Source organism: Rummeliibacillus suwonensis (assembly GCF_007896435.1).
GTDB lineage: Bacteria > Bacillota > Bacilli > Bacillales_A > Planococcaceae > Rummeliibacillus > Rummeliibacillus suwonensis.
The window spans coordinates 1751034-1769731 of sequence record NZ_VCBL01000001.1; the positions used below are offsets into that span (position 1 = coordinate 1751034).

Consider the following 18698-nt stretch of genomic DNA (forward strand, 5'->3'; position numbering starts at 1 on the left):
TCTAAGGCACCTCTCTTTCAATGATAAACTTCGATCTTTTTTTACTGCCAACCATCTCTTTTAATGTGTTCAATAGATAAGTAAAACGTTCTAGTTTCAAAAGGATGGATAATCCTACATAAATAATGACTCCCAGTGTGATCTGTACAATTAGCATGATGATAGGTAATAACTTTAGCCAATGGATCGTATATACCATTGCTCCCATAATCAGCGCTAATGCTAAAGAAGGAACAATATCTTTGCATTGTTCCTGAATACTATAATGAAGAAGTTTTACATTAGGTGTTGCATTGATAAAAAAGGAGATAACGCCACTCACGAACACCCCCAATGCTAATGTATGTGCTCCAAACGGTACACTAATGACTAAAATAGTAAACGATATGATTGTTTTGATAATTTCCAACTTTAAAAAAAGATCGCTTCTTCCTAATGCATTAATCGCTTGCAAATTAGCAGAATGAATTGGGAAAAATGCATAGGCAGCACAAAATATTTGAAGGAATGGCACAACTTTTGACCATTTATCTGTTAATAATATCTGTATCAATGGATCTGCAATAACAGCTAAACCAATCATTACAGGAAATATGATAAACGTACCTGTAACAATAGATCTTCTGACAATTTCTTTTAGTCTTTTTGTATTATCTTGATAGGATGATAATGTTGGTAGCATCACAGATTGTATAGCTCCATTGATATTACTAGCTATTAAGTTAGGAAACTGTTCTCCTCTATTGTAAAATCCGAGTATAGCAGGACTAAACATTTTCCCGACGATCAGACTTTGTAAATTCATATAAAGCGTATCTAATAAATCCGAAACTAAAAGCTTCCATCCAAATGCAAAAAGGCTTTTGATTTTTTCCATCGAAAAAGTAAGCTGAGGCCTCCAGCTAAGTACGAGCCATAGGATGAAGGTAAGAACGAATTGATTCGATAATTGTTGACCTACGATGGCCCACACACCCAAATTTAAATAGGCCATAACGATACCGATTGTTCCTGACACCATAATGGCTCCTAAACTACTAACAAACAATTTTTTAAACTGCATATATCGTGCAATGACAGCGATTTGAATGGAATTAAGTGCTCCAAAGAATAATAGTAACGACAGGACCCGAAGTACAACTATAAAATCCGGCTGTTCAAAAAATATTGCTATAAAAGGCGCAGCCAAAAAAAGAATGAGATAAAGTATAGTTGCAATAACAATGTTAAAATAGAACACGGAAGAAAAATCTACCTCATCCGCATCTTTCTTTTGAATAAGGGCGGTATTAAAGCCACTTTGTACTAAAACTCTTGCAATTGTTACAAAAATCATGACCAGAACGATCAGTCCAAATTGCTCTGGTTTTAGAAAACGTGTTAACACAATGATAATGATGAGCTGAATTCCCTGTACGCCACATCGTTCTAACATTCTCCATAATAAAGAGGAGATCACTTTTGATTTTGTTATTTCATAGCCCACCTAACCAACTTCTTTCTTGTCAATTTTAGAAAGTTCAGTAGTGCTGGACAATATTGACTCATTGTTATCATGCATTTTCTTTTAAAGTCTAATGTTGAATATATGTTATATAACTGTCCTGATTTTATATCGCTAAACTTTCTTTGCTCCACTAATAGAAAAAAATGATTCCGAAGCTTCGTATTTTCTATGACATGTTCATATTGATAATTTGTATAGATATTTAACTCGTCTAGCATTTTGGCAATATGATGAAAATGTTCTTTTCGATCTTCCATATTTGAAAAATTTAGCGCAGTCCATGAATTGGCATCCCCAACCCGATAGGCGGACATACTATCATCCATATAATAAACCGTTCCTAATAGTGCTAGATGAATAGCTAACGGGTAATCTCCTACTGGTGAAGCTTCAACAAACTTTGGCTTTTTTTGAACCATTGCTGTTAAACAAAGCATGGAGTTAGTAAGGAAAAGACCTCCTCCTCCTGCTATCACATCAGAAACACTAACAATCGTGCTTTCCTTATATGAACGATATTGTGCTAGCAATTTTTTCTCCGATGCAGTCACTATATTGCCTGCATGAACACATAAACTGCATTTTGGATGTTTTTCCATATAATCTACTTGTTTTTGTAGCTTACATGGATCTATCCAGTAATCATCGCCTTCACAGATAGCCAAATATTTTCCCTTTGCTCTCTTACTATTAAAATTTTCTACTGCTACACCTTTTGAATATTGATTTTCTAGTTGATAGATTGGTTTGATAATTTCAGGATACCTTTTCTCATACGCTCGAATAATTTCCGCCGTTCGATCTGTAGACGCATCATCATGGATTAATATTTCATACTTGAAATTGGTCTGCTGCATTAAAAAACTATCGAGCGCATCCGCTATATACTGTTCATGGTTATATGTTATACAGTCAATACTGACTAAAATATTCTCCATCTAACACAAAACTCCTGACTTCTTTATCATATTTTGGAAAATGCTCTAAAAGATAATCTAGGCTAAAATAACTTATGTTTGACAAACCAAAGAGATTTACAGATAGCTATACATACGTTAAAACCAAAAGCTCTGCATATGAAAGCAGTCGTTTTTTTAACAAAGCCCTTGCCGCATTTCAGAAAGATATCATTTTCCTTCAGCAATCTGATCATATTCCTTCTTTCATTTTTTCTTAATTTTCCCGAAAACCATATGGCAACAAAATATCGTGTACAAAGATTATTTAAAAGTCGCATTTTAAGCGATTCATCCATATCCAGCGCATCATCCATCAATTTTTTATACCAAAATTTCGAGATGAAAATACCATCTTCTAAATTTTCACTTGAAAAGTCAGAGGTAATAGAGCCCGTTCTTTCTCGTCTATAGACGTATACAGATTTATCAACATATGTTATGCTCTTTGCCTTTAAAAAAATTTGAGGGGTCCATAGCATATCCTCGTACTTCTTTCCTTTTTCAAAAAACAATTGATGCTGAATGATATAGTCTCTTTTAATAAGGTAAAGAACAGCAAACCAATTGAATCCTGGATTATGCGTAAAAATATGTTTTAGAAATGTTGGACCATCTGCTTTCGTCAGTTCTTCATTCATATTTAAGTGAGAATCTACTATTATATTTTTCTGCTGGTAAAAATTTTTATATCTAAAAAACAGAAAATCTAGATCCTTATATTTTTTTAGTATCTTTACTACATCACTTAAGAAATCTTCTGACCAAAAATCATCAGAATCCAAAAATAGTAAGTAATCTCCTGAAGCATTTAAAATGCCATCATTTCTTGCTTCCGATAAACCTTCATTTTTTTTATTGATCAGTTTGATAAAAGTATAATTTTCCACATAATTTTCGCATATGCTTTTACTTCCATCTGTTGAGCCATCATTGATCAGCAAAATTTCCTTATTATCATAAGATTGCATCAAGACGCTTTCAATACATTGTGTTAGATACTCCTCAACATTGTATACAGGAATAATGACACTAATTTTCATTTAAAATGACCCCTTGTTCTTATTCATCTAGAAAATCGATATATCTGTTTTTAAAATAGTAATCATTTTTGTGGAAAATATTTGTATACGGTGTTTGGAAAGAATCTACAGAATCTAGCCCTGTTAGTTTTTCTAAAGAATTCAACTCCTTGGTTAAATAAAGAGCACTTAAAGCGATCAAGCAGATTGCATAAATTAATTTGTTCACTTGATCCTTATATAAATAATAAAAATTTGCTAATAGAATAATATTCAAAAGCCCTCCATAGAGCGCTATTCTTGCTGCAGTAATTTCAGAGAATTTCAATAAAAAATAGAAGCAATAGCTGATGATATAGACATTGATGATTCGTTTTGAGTATCCACCTTTGGATGTATAAGCATCGTAATAGAAAAAAATAATACATAAAAAAATAATTCGAATCGTACTTTGAAAATCAAAAATATTATTGAGCCCATTACTGAATGCTGTGTAGGGTAAAATCCGATCCATAAAGGGGATCCAAGCCAAACGTTGGATAAAAGCACCAACAGGTAATAGCGAGATAAAAATACTAAATAATACAAAATAAATAAGTGTTTTTTTCTTAAAATGAATTTTAGAAACTAAATATAGTGGTATTAATATAATGGAAGAGGTGTGAACAAAAGATAATACTATCGTGATGATGATAAGTTTCAAGAATTTATTTTTCTCGATACACTGGAGTAAATAATATATACCTATCGCTAAAGTCATTCCTTGCCTTAATCCGCTAAATGTCCATACAAAATAATAAAAGCAAAAATAAAGAAAAAGCGAAAGTGTTGGATTTTCACTATATTTCCTGCATATTTTGCTAATGTAGTACAAGTTGATCATGGCAATAACCATAAGATATTGTTGATAAGAAAAACCTATACTTTTTAACAAGGACCCAAAAAGTCGAAAGAGAATTTCTTGTTGATCTAAACCAAACGAAAATTCATGAATAGGTGATTCATCTAAGCGATTAAATAAATATTCATATGCAAAATAATCCGGACCTACTCCATATCGAAAGAACGCTAAACATGCTAAAGAAATGAAAAATAGCATAAAAAGGATTTTACTCCTACCATTTATAAAGGAAAAAATCAGTCCTAAAACATAAACGGCATAATACATGATCGAATCACCTTCTTTTTACAGAAACACTATTCACGTAACATTTGTATAAGTGGAAATATATTCGTTAAATCGATCTTCTTTTTTATATAATTTTGCTCTTTTTATACAATGGTGCATGTAGAGAGGTTTTCCGTTGTTATATACGGTTTCAATTGCCTTATTTAAAGCGTCCATATTTTCCTTTTCAACTACTATGCCACATTGGTCATTCAAATTCTCCGAGCAACCTCCCGCATCAAATGTAATGACAGGTATTCCACATGCTAACGCTTCTATATTCGTTGTTCCCATCACTTCTTCTAATGTCGGATTGACAAAAACATCTGCAGCTGAATAGATTTTGGCTAGTTCCTGAACATTTCGAGTATTGCGTATGCCAATGATGTTTTTGGGTAGCTTCTCCATTTGTTTTGGTGTTAGCCCTACTAAAACAATGACTGTATTGAGGCTAATTCTTTTTGAAAGCTCTATAAAGTAGTCAAATCCTTTTTTAGCATTCCATACATTCGCAACGCCCAAAATGATGAACTTGTCCTCTAAATTAAAAGTTTTTCGAAAATCACTTTTAGTAGGCTTAAAAGCTGCTAGATCAATCCCGTTATTGATAACTTTTATAGGATATGCTCCTAAAAAAGAATCTTTCACTAGATTTGCAAGCCACTTTGACGGAGTCGCGATTGTTAAGCTTTTCACCCCTGTAAATGTTTCCTGCTTTTTTATATAATTTTCACTAGAATTATCATAAATATAGCTAGATGGGTATGAGCTTGTCTGCGGACAATACCCGCATCCGGTTTGCCATTTTCTACATTGAATATAATCAAAGTGCGCACAGTGGCCTGTAATTGCCCAACAATCATGGAGAGTCCAAATAACAGGTTTATTTGCTTCTTTCAAATAGTCAAATAACATTTCAATATTGATATAATATCCATGAATGTTATGCAAATGGATAATATCTGGATTTAGTTTTTCTACTTTTTTAATAAAATCTTTTGTTGCTTTTTTGGATCCGAACCCATGCTGATCATATATACGTGTCAAAGCAACATGCGCATAATTATCATACTTCGTCCCTATCCTAATGATTTTTTCATCCTGTATCGTTGAATCTCTACCATATGCGATGTAACTATCATATCCTTGTTCAAGTAGTAACTGATGAATATCTGTCGCGATTCGGCCTGTACTACCAATCCCACAAACAGAGTTAATCTGCAATATTTTCTTCATCCATTGGTCCTCCAAACAACTCGTTTCACATAATCTGTATAAGATAAGATGAGTCGAAGTATTTTATCAGATACATTCGGGATTTCGTAATCGGTCACAGGATAAAGCGTATGTTGCTTTTGAGTTTCTAAAATAGATAAGCCCTGTAAGATCCGCTCCTTTTTTAAACCGACCATCATAACGGAAGCCTCTTCCATCGCTTCAGGTCTTTCATGAGCTTGTCTTATATTAAGTGCTTTAAATCCTAATATGGATGATTCCTCGCTGATTGTTCCGCTATCACTTAAAACAGCCTTTGCTTTTATTTGAAGCTTTACATAATCATTGAAGCCCAATGGTTTTACTGTTTTTACGAGTGGATGAAAAGGAACCTTTTTTGCCGCAATCCTCTTTCTTGTTCTGGGATGTGTGCTAAAAATAATAGGAAGATGATAGATTGTCGCCATTGCATTGATGCTTTCTACTAATTCTAGGAAGTTTGTTTCTGAGTTTATATTTTCTTCTCTATGGGCTGATAACACAAAATAATTTCCTTCTTCAAGCTCTAATTCTTCTAGCATGTTTGAATTTTTAATATCCTCTTCTCTTGAATGGAGGACTTCAAACATGGGACTACCTGTCTTAATAATTCGGTCAGCAGGTAATCCTTCTCTCAACAAATAGTCTCTAGCTATATCACTATAGGTTAAGTTAATATCAGCTATATGGTCGACAATTTTCCGATTTGTTTCTTCGGGTACGCGCTGATCAAAGCATCGATTTCCAGCTTCCATATGAAAAATAGGGATATGCCTTCTTTTCGCGGCAATGGCACATAAGCAACTGTTGGTATCACCTAGAACCAGAAAGGCATCTGGTGTTACTTCTTCTAGAATAGGATCGATTTTCGCTAAAATATTGCCAATCGTTTCAACCGGCGTACCTGCTGCTGCATTTAAGAAATAGTCGGGTTTTTTCAAGTTAAAATCATGGAAAAATACTTCATTTAACTCATAATCATAGTTTTGACCTGTGTGTATAAGCGTATGTTCAATAGCATCGGACTCTTCTAATTTACGAATAACAGCAGACAATCGAATGATTTCGGGTCTAGTTCCAACAACAGTCATGACACTCAATTTCTTCATTCATTAAACCTCCAGGAAGTAAGTATCCGGTTTGTCAGGTTCAAAGCATTCATTTACCCACATAACGGTTACTAGATCCCTGTCGCCCACATTGACAATGGAATGTGTATAGCCAGTGGGGATGTCCACAACTTCCAGTTTTCCTCCACTTACTCGATATTCAATGATTTCATGTGAATCCAGTTTTCTAAAACGGATCAGTCCTTCGCCACTCACCACTAAGAATTTTTCGTTTTTCGTATGATGCCAGTGATTTCCTTTTGTTATGCCTGGCTTTGAAATATTGACGGAAATTTGGCCTCTTTCGGGTGTTCTTAAAAATTCTGTAAATGCGCCTCGATGATCTGCATTCATTTTCAAATGGTATGAGAATTCTTTTTCAGGTAAAAAACTTAAATACGTACTGTAAAGCTTTTTCGTTAATGCATCCTCCATATTGGGAATCGTCAAATTCTTTCTACTTTCTCTGAAACTCTTTATAAGCTCTGCTAATTTTCCAAGCTTCACTTTATAGGCTATAGGTATAGCACAGAAATGATCTTGAGCATTCACCCTCCCTGCTAGCAGCTTTAAGAACTCATCGATTACATCATCGATATAACATAGAGTGAGTTCTGCATCTGGATTACTAATTTGAATATCTATATTTCTTGAGATATTATGACAGAATGTTGCGATGACTGTGTTATAGTTGGGTTTACTCCATTTGCCAAATACATTCGCAAGACGGTAAATATAAACCTCTGCACCTGTCTTCGAGGAATATTCCAATAATAGATTTTCCGCTACTCTCTTACTTTTTCCATAAAGATTCTCTTGTTCAGCCTGAATGGAAGAAGTAAAAAGAACTGGCGCTTTGTTTTCATATTTTTTTAGCTTTTTTAATAAATGATCCGTTAAATGGTAGTTCCCCTCTAAAAATTCTTTTTCATTTTTCGGTCTATTCACACCTGCTAGATGAAAAACAAAATCACATTCTTTCGTATACTGATCAAGTAAAGAGGGATCACTTTCTCTTGTGTACTCGAAAATATCGGTAAAGCCTTTATTTTTTAACTCAGCAATCAGATTTTTCCCTATAAATCCCTTAGCTCCTGTAACAAGAATTTTCATCTATTCATTCCACCTTTTATCTGAGTATATGAATTTCACTGTTCCATTTTTTCAACTCATTTCGCACATAATCCAGTTTTAATAATCTCTCTTTTATTTCATCAATGTTTAAAATATGTGTATTATTAGAATTGTATTCTTCTACTTTTGTGAGTTTTTGACTACCTTCAATAAAGTATTTATCGTAATTCAGATTTCTTTGGTCTGCAGGGACCTTAAAAAATCCTCCTAAATCTTCAGCGACAATATATTCTTCTTTTGTCAGAAGTGTTTCATACTGTTTCTCACCATGGCGTGTGCCAATCACTTTGATGTCATTTTCGGCATGAAAAAGTTCTTTTACTGCTTGTGCTAAATCGCCTATTGTACTCGCCGGTGATTTTTGGACAAAGATATCTCCTGCATCCGCGTGGTAAAATGCAAAAACCACTAGTTCTACTGCCTCTTCTAAATTCATCAAAAACCTGGTCATGCTTGGATCTGTCACCGTCAACGGTTGTCCACTTTTAAGCTGTTCGATAAATAAAGGAATAACCGATCCTCGTGATGCCATCACATTCCCATATCTAGTTCCACAAATAAGTGTTTGCTCTGAGTTGACTGTTTTAGATTTTGCTACAAATACTTTTTCCATCATCGCCTTAGAAATGCCCATCGCATTGATCGGGTAGGCTGCTTTATCGGTAGATAGGCATATCACCTTCCGAACACCAAATTCAATGGCCGCTGTTAAAACATGGTCCGTTCCTATTACATTGGTTTTAACGGCTTCAAGTGGAAAAAACTCACAGGATGGTACTTGTTTTAATGCTGCTGCATGGAAAATATAATCGACATTGTGCATGGCATCTTTTACACTCGCTAAATCTCTAATATCTCCTAAATAGAATTTGAGTTTTTCACTTTTATAGATTTTTCTCATATCATCTTGCTTTTTTTCATCTCTAGAAAAAATACGAATTTCTTTTATATCCGTATTTAGAAACCTTCTCATCACTGCATTCCCAAAAGAACCAGTACCCCCTGTGATCAGCAATGTTTTTGCTTTGAACATTTTTAGCCCCCCAACTTGAATATGGATGATTCTAAAGATGATAGAAAATTTTCCTTACGAAAATGTTTCGTATAATAAGCGTAGGAATTTTCACCCATCCATTCTTTTTCATGACTTTGACAAAACTTTAGAATCATATTGGCCAATTCTTTTTCATCCTCAGCAGGGCAACAAAATCCACAGTTAGCTTCTTTTATGACACGGCTTGTCTCCCCGTTGATGGCGCCAATTATTGGTTTACGAGCAGCCATATAGGACTGTACTTTACCCGGAAGTGTATAGGATATTACCTGGTTATTTTTTAAGGTAATAAGCATCGCATCTGCCATGCTATAAAACTTCGGCATTTCTGTGATAGGCCTTCTGCCATAAAAGATCACATTGTGTAACATTAATGCTTGGCTCAGTAATTGGCATTCTTCAAGCCTTGAGCCATCTCCAATAATATGAAAAATAATATCTTGATATTCACGTAATAGATGTGCAGCTTTGATGATAGTTTCTACACTTTGCATGTCACCAATATTACCAGCAAAAACTAAATGGAAACGATTGTGCTCCCTATTTTCTTCCACCTCCAAATACACATCTTCAGCATATTGAGGAAGGTAATCGATTTGATCGATATCCATTTCAAAAGTTGTTTTAAAATAGTCTTTAAACATGCAAGAAGTAACAGCGATAGCATCTACAGAGTTATAAATCCACTTCGACATTTTTAAAAATGGTTTATAAACAATCGAATTTTCTCTAATTCCTCCAGCAGATAAACTAGCAGGCCATAAATCTAAACAATAGAGCAAAATTTTCGTTTGATATTTTTTCTTATAAATAATAGCTGGAATACTCATTGTGACAGGGGAAAGCTGGTATACTAAAATTCGATCAAACTTTTCTTTTAATAGCAGTGTTTTGAAAGATGCCGAAAGCGTGAAGCTTAAGTAATTCATGAATAATCGATATTTCCCGCTGCCTCTCCCTATTTCAAAATTTCGGATAACCTTTACCCCATTGATGAGTTCAGCTCTTTTTTTCCCCTTACGATATTCTTTTACCACTATTCCTTCTGGGTAATTTGGAAGACCTGTCAAAACGGTCACATCATGTCCTTTTCCTACTAGCGACTCACAAATATCCGTAATTCGAAAGGGCTCTGGATAATAGTATTGGCAAATGACTAGTAATTTCATCAGCCTCTAATCCTCCTTGTTGATTGGTATGAAATGCGGCTTTACCTCTATTCGATCTGTCATTTCGATGTCATTGTTTGCCTGTGTGCTTCCTTCGACAATGCCTTCACGTTTTACAATATATAGGATCGTTTTAAAGAAGCATGTCACATCCATCCTAAAGCCCATTCTTTCTACATATTGACCATCTAATCTTGCTTTAACATGAATAGGTAGCTCATCTCTCCCATTAATCTGTGCCCAACCTGTTAAACCTGGTTTCACACTATTAGCACTATATTTTTCTCGTTCCTCTATTAAATCGTATTGATTCCACAATGCTGGACGTGGACCAATGATACTCATTTGTCCGATCAAAATATTCCAAACCTGAGGTAGCTCATCCAACGAGCTTTTTCTTAAAAATTTTCCTATCCGCGTCATGTATTGATCTGGGTTCTTGAGAAGATGTGTTGGAATATCCTGTGGTGTGTCGATTTTCATTGTTCGAAATTTTAGGATTTTAAATTGCGACTGATGAATGCCCATACGATTTTGCTTAAAAAGGATAGGCCCTTTAGAATCGAGTTTTATCGCTAGTATTAACACGACAAATAAGGGTGATAAAACAATTAAACTGCACGTGGATAATACAAAATCTATCAATCTTTTTATCTTTCCATACATTTCGTTGTTCCCTCCACTTGGCATAACCATTGTTACTAAGAAAAGAAATACCTTATTCCACTGCACAAATATAACTTTCCTACTCTTTACACCCTTCGTTATGGAAGTCCGATGCCATACACTTCTCTTTTAGCTGCATTTATCCTTTGTCCAAAGAAATAAATGATTATTTTGATTGAGGGTTTCCTCTTTATCCAATCTCTCTCGACTTAAAAAGGAATGAATGTCGGATGATCGGAGGATTTTAGATGGTTTCCTTTTCATCCTGAGAAAATTCGACTAACTTCATAGCCAGTGACTGAAAAAAGAGAGTTTGTCCCAAAGAATACATATCATCTTCAACGCAAAAATGGAGTCAATCTTTAAAATGATATGGAGTAAAGTTCATGAACTATCCAATATGATCCATAACTACAGGTTGCTTAGCTTTTCCACGGGACATTAAATTTACTTCCTGAATTAACACCGCACGAAGGAGATGCGTATGCATGGACTCAGGCACCACTCCGCTCCAATCCATAAATGGAGTAAAAAATATTGTGTTCTATACATCTGACATCGAGTAAATCCTTATGAATCCGATTGAAACAGGTACTTCTTAGTCAGTTCTATAGATAAACTTGGCTATTTGGTCTGTTGGCCAAAAGTAGTAGGACTACATGCATCATATGAAATGGAGTATGCTGTTATTCATGAATTGTTTTATTTTAGTGGGATAGTTTGAGGAGTCAAATGGAGAAAGTATGAACAAAAAATAATTGGTTCTTTTACTAAGTGAATGGATGCATTAAAAAATCCCTTATCTATGTTATAGATTGGATAAAGGATTGAACAATAATGGAAACAAAAGAATCGTTTTATGTAAATAAAAATAAGATCATAATCTAGAAGTATTTATGAATTATTTTTTTCTTGAATTTCAATATTGCATTTCCTATTATCATTGCTAATATAAAACTCCATACATAGAAACTTAGCTTATCCGGTAAAAATTTTAGTACCAATATGGCCATCATAATAGTTGAAAGCGTAAGGTAATTTATCTTTTCCTCATGTTCAAACTTTTGGATCTACGTCAAGTTTCTGGACACACAAAAGTTTATTTTTTTCTGCGCAACCTCCATTTTGGAGTGTTCCACGTCCCAAGTAGCCCGTCAAAGTAAAAAGAGCCTTTGATCGCCTACTTGGGAATGTGGAGCAAATCATTCATAGAGGTTGTTCCACAAAAATTAGGGGGGAGGTTCAAATCTTTTATTAACTATTATGTTGAATCAATTTCATAATGCAAAATTTAGATGAAAAACACGAACATTTCGAATCAACATGAACATTAATATTCAGAAGTTTTTGTTCCGCTCCAGACGGCGCTTTCCACGGGCTTGGCTTCAATCTCCTCGTCACTACGTTCCTGCGGGGCTTTCAGCTCAAGCTTTTCCCGTAGGAATCGCCGTCTTCCGCTCCACAACTATCAAAATTAGTTATTCTTAAATGTTCGTATTTTTTAAAAAGAAAATGATTTATGAAATTGATTCGTTATATTATTATTTCGTTATTTGTGTTTAAATAGTGAAATAGTTTAAATTGAAGTTTACTAATTATTAATTATATAAATAAGCCTCATAGACGCCATCTATGGCATTTATGAGGCTTATGAGTTCAAATTGTTGTACGTTAATAGGTAGGTAGTTTACTTATTTATATATGCAATTGCGTTTAATTCATTATCATAGCTATCTCCTTTGTTACCCATTTTAAATTGGATAGAAGGGACTTTACCATACTCAAATGTGAATCCATCTATCGATATTACCTCACTAGTTATTTGATGTGTAAAAGCCCCCTTAATATTTACTGTACTATAATCATAATTTTTATTTGCAAATGTAAAATCAAACCAAGAATTATGTCTTAAATTAACTAGATTGCAATATTTTCCTCCATATTTATAATCATCTTTTAAATTTTGTACTAGCGCAGCTCCGGAAAATGAATTATTCACCCAATTTCCACTACTAGCCGAATATTGAATAGTGTCAGAGTCATAGTTTGGAAAATAATTACCGTATGAATCATATGCATCTGATTTATAATATTGTGTTCCGCCCCTCTTTGAGTGATCAACGTTCCAAAAATCTGGATATCTAATTGAAGCACCTATAACATCCATTTTCCTAGTTTTAGGTATTGTTAGCCAATTTAAAGTAGTATTTGAACGGTATCTTCCAGTTGATAATTTTGAAATTGTTACTGTTAATTTTTTATAGCTTGTAGAATCGACTCCTGTTTCAGTTCCAAAAGTTGAAATCCCACCTTGAGATTGTAATTTTTTAAATTCTTTAACCTCTTTATTCGCTTCTTCTTCGGTTAATTCTGTGTTTACAAACGTTGTCGGTTGAGCACTTGAGGAAGCGACAGTGCCTTTATCGTACACAGCAGTAGTTTTGATATACTTAACAGTTTCTGAAACTTCTGTCGCTTGAATATCTTTATTTAAATCAAAAGCCTCTTGGCTCATGATTTGAATATCTATAGGTTCAAATCCCTGAGAAATCAGATTCTTATACTGTTCTTCATTAATTTCAATTCCATTGTCATTAACATAACTCCAATTTGGATCATCTTTAGTTAAAGGTGATGCTGCTGAGACAGTAATTCCAAAATTACCAATAAAAAGACTACAACAAATGATTATGCTACTTATTGATACTAAAACTTTTTTCAACTTCATCTCTCCCAACCTACTTAGTCATAAGGAACCTACTTAATATCAAAATTATGTCTTAATGTTTGTATGTGTTTAATTAATTCAAAGCAAATAAAAATCATAGCGCAATACATTACGATAAATAAAAAGTAAAAAAAACGTACTTCAATTTCGAAAGTCAAGCACCTATCAGCATTTTCCCTCCTTTCCAGTCTTATATAGTTCCTGCTACTAATGATTTACCTAAATATTTGCCATTTAGATATTTCCAATTATTTATAACAATTAACTATATATTTACATTTTAACTATATTTACAATTTATTGCAACTGAAAATAGTTGAGTTCTATGAGTGGTTTAACAACCCTTAAATTATTGAAAATTGAAGTATCATATATTGACCAAAATTAACGGAATTACTGTTTGAACCCTCTACTTCCAAAAATATATATCAAAAAATCCAATTTCTAATTTTAAGAAATTGGATTTTAATTATAAATGGAGATTTTTTATTGATTGTTTTAGCAAAGATACAGTATTAGAAATAACGTCTATTTATCATTTTTAATATATTCCTTACATAAAATAAACAAACCTATTATCCAAATCCCTAGTAAAAACAAAATTAAGTATTGCAAGTGATGGTTTTTGATAAAATATGTTAAAAACCATTTCTTTTGGGGCCCATCATAACTTAAAACATATTCCATAATTCCATTGATAATAGGCGCTAATGCGATTGAAGCTGATAATATTAAAGAGAAACCAAGCATTGTTTTCTTCATATATTTTCCTCCTTACTTCTATAATGTAAAATACTCGTTTATACAGTAATGTATATTTTTATAATATGTGCAACTTTATCAAGTTATAATATAGTGAATGTAGTATAGATGTATGGACACACTCGAGTTAAATTAATATGATAGAACAAACGAGAGGACGTGTCCAAATATGAAAGCAAAAAAACGGGATTGATTTCTATCAGTACCTCGTGAAGCTATTCAGCGAGCTCCCCAATTTACCAATCTATCATTAGCCAGAACTTTTAAATGATTACATGCCTTAGTCAAAAAACATCCAAGCGACTTGTGCAAAATAGTCAACTATCCGAAAAAAATTTCAGATAGTTGGCTATTCATCGAGCGTACCGAAAAGGTATTTTTTATATTTCGGGCTTACGGAACATACAAATCTGAATATTGATATCCATATTTATAGGGAACGTTCGTGTTTTCATCTAGATTCTGCATGATGAAATGAACCCGATTATAAAAAAATAAGTTTTCTAGCGATAAGTTGCTCATATAATGATGCTAATGGCAGGCCGACTACATTTAAATAATCTCCTTCAATTCGATCAATCAAAAAAATACCATCCGTTTGGATCCCATATCCACCCGCTTTGTCAAATGGGTCGCCGGTTGCTACATAAGCTTCTAATAGTTCATCCGAAACATTTTTGAAAATCACCTTTGTCGTCTCCACAAAAGTTGTTTCTATGCCGTTTTCATCAATAATAGCAACAGCTGTTAACACTTGATGAGATGTACCTAGGAGTGAGCGAAGATGAGATATAGCTTCATCATGACTTGTTGGTTTATGAAGTAATTGATGATCTTTCACAACAATTGTATCTGCCCCAATAATGACGCTTCCAGGTGATTTTTCCCTAACATCTCGCGCTTTTAATAAGGCTACCTCTGTGACATATTGTGATGCTTCAGATGCTTGGACACTTGTTTCTTCTACATCAGATGTCACGATTTCAAACGGTATATGGAATCGAGCAAAAATTTCCTTTCGACGTGGCGATGCAGATGCCAAAACAAATGATTTTGTTGTATGAAATTGCATTCCTTTCACTCCTTCTTTTGTTAGGATACAAAAACCAGAAGGATTTTTAAACTTTAATCTACATGTTGCTTTTTAGAAAATTCCATAGATTCCTGAATCATTTGCTTTAATACTTCGATATCTATATCTGCTAATTTATTGACATAAACGCAGCCCTTGCCGGCTTTATATTTTCCTAATTTTTCGAGAAAGGCGCTTTTCTTATGTTCTTTCATTGATAAATATAGAGAAAATTTCGTTTTTCGAGCTGCAAATCCTGTTAATGGAGCTGTCCCCTCACGACCACTATCATAACGATAATGATAACTTCCGAACCCGATAATATCTTTCCCCCATATTTTCGGTTGAAGCTGTGTGACCTCTTGAAAAATAGCTAGCATGTGAAAACTATCTTCACGCTTTCTTGGATTTTCAATTTGATCCAGTAGCTCCATTACATCATGATCCGTTTCCTTTGTCTTGGTCTTATACATTGATAGCCACCTCGTTTATTATTGTGATATTGATTTAAATATCTAGGCATGTTGATTAGGGAAAAAACAGGTGATAGATTGGGCATAATTCTAAAAAGTCATGTATTTTTAGCTCCATTTATGTAGCTCCTTATTGCGGCTAGCTCGTTTCCTTCATGCAATGAATATACTTCGTTGAAGACAATCCAATGTCCCGCGGAAAAAGCGAATATATCCTGTGAGAGCGAATAAACTCTCCGAAAGAGCAAATAAACTCTCCATGAGAGCGAATAAGTCCTCCGTGAGAGCGAATTAATCCTCCGTGAGAGCAAATAAATCCTGTGAGAGCGAATAAATCCTGTGAGAGCGAATAAACTCTCCGAAACACTAGGTACGGGGCGATTGGGACATGCATTTCAATTTTATATATATTTTTCCATAATATATGGACCTATAAATTATTTCCATCCTTCCCTATTTATTATAAGAGAAAAAAACACCTATTCAACGCCCTTTTGTGTCCCTCATGTTTTCATTTGCCAATTCAGAGGTACACCGCGCTTATTTTTCGTCAAAATGATTTATCGATTATGCGAATAATGTCCTGGATTCGGGATTGCTCCAATTGTACTGACCCAGCGATTTGTGTAGTTGAAGAAACCAACAACGAATGCTGCTTCTAAGATTTCGTGATCATTGAAGCCAACTGACCGTAATCGATCGACTTCTTCTGTTGTCAGTTCAGCTACATTTTTGGTCGCTCGATAAGCGTAATCACATAAAGCGCGCTGCTTTTCTGTTAGCTCAGCTGACCGATAATTATAAGTAAGTTTATCCATCCATGCTGGATTTTTGGTGAGACCACGCAATGCGTCACCATGTGTTGTTAAGCAATAATTACAGCAATTTGTAGAGGATACAACAAGCCCCATCATTTCCTTATCGATATTGCTCAAATAACAAGTTTGTGGATCGAACAAAGACTGTTTAAATGCCAAAAATCCTTTATATTGTCGTGCATTCAATGGTAAGACCTTGAATCAATTACGCCTCCAGCGTAATTGCGTCCGGATTTTTTCGAGCTTGCTCGAAAAGCTCCCTTCAAAATCCGTGACATCCGCCGGAGGCTTTATCTTGATTCAGCAGACATTTGTACACCCGCTGAATAAGGAAAAACAAGCATTCATCTCAGCACCTATTGAGGGTGGGTGTCTTCTGCTGAATCAAGATAAATGATTGAAAAAACCTTGTTGTTCTTCTTGTGCCTTAATCGCTTCATTGAATTCTTGTTGTAATTCTTCTGGTATATCCGCTTCATTCGGCGGTTCTAAATAAGAATATTTTTCTTCTGTCATTCGAATCTCTTCTCCCTTCCATGCAATTGTAAAACGACCTGTCCAAAAATCTGTTAAATCTGAATTTTGATATGGCAACTTACCACCTGTTCATGCGGGGCATAGTGAAACTTCTCCCAGGAGGATTTTTTCTCCCCCTAGGTGTTAGTTGAACCAGTCGGGCTTTAACAGGCAGTTGGCTTCTCTTACTGCCTGTTAAAGTAAGACAAATTTCTATTTCAATCGTGTTTTCAATTTTTCACAGATACGATTGCCCACTTGCTCAGTCGTTGCATGTCCACCGAGATCTGGCGTTACAAATTTTTCTTGAATGACTTCTTCCATTGCAAGAATGATTGCTTTCGCGGATTCTGGATGTCCAAGATGATCGAGCATCATGCTTGTACACCAAATCGACGCGAGTGGATTGGCGATACCTTTTCCGGCTATATCAGGAGCAGATCCATGCACTGGTTCAAACATGGATGGATATTTTTTCTCAGGATTGATATTGGCAGAAGGGGCAATACCCAATCCTCCAACAATTGCCGCTCCTAGATCTGTTAAAATATCCCCAAATAGATTGGAGGCTACAACGATATCCATTGTTTCTGGTTTACTTACGAAAAAGGCTGCTAACGCATCGATATGGACAATATTACTCGTCACATCCGGATATTCTTGATTGATCTTCTTGACATATTCATCCCAAAAAGGCATCGTATGATTGATGCCGTTCGATTTTGTTGCTGCCGTAACATGCTTCCTTTTTCCCTGTTTTTGCGCCAGATCAAAAGCGTATCTTAATACCCTTTCCACCCCTTTTCGCGTGAAAACACTGTTTTGGATGGCCATGTCCGCATCCGTACCTTCATAAATCCGCCCACCAATATTGGAATATTCTCCTTCGTTATTTTCTCGAATAACGATAAAATCGAGATCCTTAGAAGTTTTTCCTGCCAATGGAGATTGAATCCCTTGTAACAATCTTACAGGACGTAAATTGATATACTGTTCAAATTGTCTCCTTATTGGCAATAGTAATCCCCATAATGATACATGGTCTGGTACGCCTGGATACCCAACAGCTCCAAGAAAAATCGAGTCAAAATCTTTCAATTGTTCCAAACCATCTTCAGGCATCATTCGACCGTGTTTGGCATAGTATTCACAACTCCAATCGAATTCCTTATAATCAAATGAAATACCTCCATGTAGTTCACTAACAGTATTTAATACTTTTGTTCCTTCTCTCACAACATCTACACCGATTCCATCCCCTGGAATTAAAGCTATTGAATAGTGATCCAT

At 34.7% G+C, this 18698-nt stretch carries 16 protein-coding genes and 1 pseudogene; all 17 read right to left on the reverse strand.

All coding sequences use genetic code 11. The annotated features are described in order from the left end of the window. Position 1: 1 nt before the first annotated feature. The 17 genes and pseudogenes from FEU33_RS08140 to FEU33_RS08220 all read right to left on the reverse strand — a co-directional run bounded on the left by FEU33_RS08140 (position 2) and on the right by FEU33_RS08220 (position 18698). A complete protein-coding gene (locus FEU33_RS08140) occupies positions 2-1486 on the reverse strand; it encodes a lipopolysaccharide biosynthesis protein (protein WP_146548890.1) in 1485 nt (494 codons plus the stop codon). Then, positions 1471-2445 carry a glycosyltransferase family 2 protein gene (locus FEU33_RS08145; RefSeq protein WP_146548891.1) on the reverse strand — a complete coding sequence of 325 codons (975 nt, stop codon included), beginning with the start codon at positions 2443-2445 and terminating at the stop codon, positions 1471-1473. Before FEU33_RS08145 ends, FEU33_RS08140 begins: the two co-directional genes overlap by 16 nt. A 62-nt stretch (positions 2446-2507) precedes the next feature. Then, positions 2508-3506, reverse strand: coding sequence for a glycosyltransferase (locus FEU33_RS08150; protein WP_146548892.1), 999 nt, complete (start codon positions 3504-3506; stop codon positions 2508-2510). Between the two features lie 19 nt (positions 3507-3525). Beyond that, the gene (locus FEU33_RS08155; protein WP_186731358.1) at positions 3526-4584 is read right to left on the reverse strand and encodes an EpsG family protein; all 1059 of its coding nucleotides are present in this window, start codon (positions 4582-4584) and stop codon (positions 3526-3528) included. A gap of 102 nt (positions 4585-4686) precedes the next feature. Then, a complete protein-coding gene (locus FEU33_RS08160; RefSeq protein WP_146548894.1) occupies positions 4687-5889 on the reverse strand; it encodes a glycosyltransferase in 1203 nt (400 codons plus the stop codon). Then, positions 5886-7016, reverse strand: coding sequence for a non-hydrolyzing UDP-N-acetylglucosamine 2-epimerase (wecB, locus tag FEU33_RS08165; RefSeq protein WP_146548895.1), 1131 nt, complete (start codon positions 7014-7016; stop codon positions 5886-5888). Before wecB ends, FEU33_RS08160 begins: the two co-directional genes overlap by 4 nt. Before the next feature lie 3 nt (positions 7017-7019). Further along, positions 7020-8129, reverse strand: a complete 1110-nt coding sequence (locus FEU33_RS08170; RefSeq protein WP_146548896.1) for a capsular polysaccharide biosynthesis protein CapF — start codon at positions 8127-8129, stop codon at positions 7020-7022. 16 nt (positions 8130-8145) lie between these two features. After that, positions 8146-9183, reverse strand: a complete 1038-nt coding sequence (locus FEU33_RS08175; protein ID WP_146548897.1) for a polysaccharide biosynthesis protein — start codon at positions 9181-9183, stop codon at positions 8146-8148. 2 nt (positions 9184-9185) lie between these two features. Continuing rightward, positions 9186-10373, reverse strand: a complete 1188-nt coding sequence (locus tag FEU33_RS08180) for a glycosyltransferase family 4 protein (RefSeq protein ID WP_146548898.1) — start codon at positions 10371-10373, stop codon at positions 9186-9188. 6 nt (positions 10374-10379) lie between these two features. Continuing rightward, positions 10380-11039: a sugar transferase gene (locus FEU33_RS08185; RefSeq protein ID WP_146549940.1), complete on the reverse strand. Its 660-nt coding sequence runs from the start codon at positions 11037-11039 to the stop codon at positions 10380-10382. A gap of 1687 nt (positions 11040-12726) precedes the next feature. Then, positions 12727-13761 carry a hypothetical protein gene (locus FEU33_RS08190; RefSeq protein ID WP_146548899.1) on the reverse strand — a complete coding sequence of 345 codons (1035 nt, stop codon included), beginning with the start codon at positions 13759-13761 and terminating at the stop codon, positions 12727-12729. A 534-nt stretch (positions 13762-14295) separates the two neighbouring features. Continuing rightward, positions 14296-14529: a hypothetical protein gene (locus FEU33_RS08195; RefSeq protein WP_146548900.1), complete on the reverse strand. Its 234-nt coding sequence runs from the start codon at positions 14527-14529 to the stop codon at positions 14296-14298. 484 nt (positions 14530-15013) lie between these two features. Continuing rightward, positions 15014-15601 carry a Maf family protein gene (locus tag FEU33_RS08200; protein ID WP_146548901.1) on the reverse strand — a complete coding sequence of 196 codons (588 nt, stop codon included), beginning with the start codon at positions 15599-15601 and terminating at the stop codon, positions 15014-15016. Between the two features lie 53 nt (positions 15602-15654). Next, the gene (locus FEU33_RS08205; protein ID WP_146548902.1) at positions 15655-16074 is read right to left on the reverse strand and encodes a DUF1801 domain-containing protein; all 420 of its coding nucleotides are present in this window, start codon (positions 16072-16074) and stop codon (positions 15655-15657) included. Positions 16075-16634: 560 nt separating this feature from the next. After that, positions 16635-17081 (reverse strand): annotated as a pseudogene (locus tag FEU33_RS08210) (peroxidase-related enzyme); the annotation flags it as partial. A 195-nt stretch (positions 17082-17276) separates the two neighbouring features. Continuing rightward, positions 17277-17486 (reverse strand): hypothetical protein, encoded by a 210-nt coding sequence (locus FEU33_RS08215; RefSeq protein ID WP_146548903.1) that lies wholly within the window; start codon positions 17484-17486, stop codon positions 17277-17279. Positions 17487-17621: 135 nt separating this feature from the next. Continuing rightward, positions 17622-18698 carry a tartrate dehydrogenase gene (locus FEU33_RS08220; RefSeq protein WP_146548904.1) on the reverse strand — a complete coding sequence of 359 codons (1077 nt, stop codon included), beginning with the start codon at positions 18696-18698 and terminating at the stop codon, positions 17622-17624.

Excerpts from the sequence above, each read along its gene's own strand:
- FEU33_RS08145 (WP_146548891.1), bottom strand. The coding sequence starts at position 2,445 with ATGGAGAATATTTTAGTCAGTATTGACTGTATAACATATAACCATGAA.
- FEU33_RS08150 (WP_146548892.1), bottom strand. The coding sequence starts at position 3,506 with ATGAAAATTAGTGTCATTATTCCTGTATACAATGTTGAGGAGTATCTA.
- FEU33_RS08155 (WP_186731358.1), bottom strand. The coding sequence starts at position 4,584 with ATGCTATTTTTCATTTCTTTAGCATGTTTAGCGTTCTTTCGATATGGA.
- FEU33_RS08160 (WP_146548894.1), bottom strand. The coding sequence starts at position 5,889 with ATGAAGAAAATATTGCAGATTAACTCTGTTTGTGGGATTGGTAGTACA.
- wecB (WP_146548895.1), bottom strand. The coding sequence starts at position 7,016 with ATGAAGAAATTGAGTGTCATGACTGTTGTTGGAACTAGACCCGAAATC.
- FEU33_RS08170 (WP_146548896.1), bottom strand. The coding sequence starts at position 8,129 with ATGAAAATTCTTGTTACAGGAGCTAAGGGATTTATAGGGAAAAATCTG.
- FEU33_RS08175 (WP_146548897.1), bottom strand. The coding sequence starts at position 9,183 with ATGTTCAAAGCAAAAACATTGCTGATCACAGGGGGTACTGGTTCTTTT.
- FEU33_RS08180 (WP_146548898.1), bottom strand. The coding sequence starts at position 10,373 with ATGAAATTACTAGTCATTTGCCAATACTATTATCCAGAGCCCTTTCGA.
- FEU33_RS08185 (WP_146549940.1), bottom strand. The coding sequence starts at position 11,039 with ATGTATGGAAAGATAAAAAGATTGATAGATTTTGTATTATCCACGTGC.
- FEU33_RS08195 (WP_146548900.1), bottom strand. The coding sequence starts at position 14,529 with ATGAAGAAAACAATGCTTGGTTTCTCTTTAATATTATCAGCTTCAATC.
- FEU33_RS08200 (WP_146548901.1), bottom strand. The coding sequence starts at position 15,601 with ATGCAATTTCATACAACAAAATCATTTGTTTTGGCATCTGCATCGCCA.
- FEU33_RS08205 (WP_146548902.1), bottom strand. The coding sequence starts at position 16,074 with ATGTATAAGACCAAGACAAAGGAAACGGATCATGATGTAATGGAGCTA.
- FEU33_RS08220 (WP_146548904.1), bottom strand. The coding sequence starts at position 18,698 with ATGGATCACTATTCAATAGCTTTAATTCCAGGGGATGGAATCGGTGTA.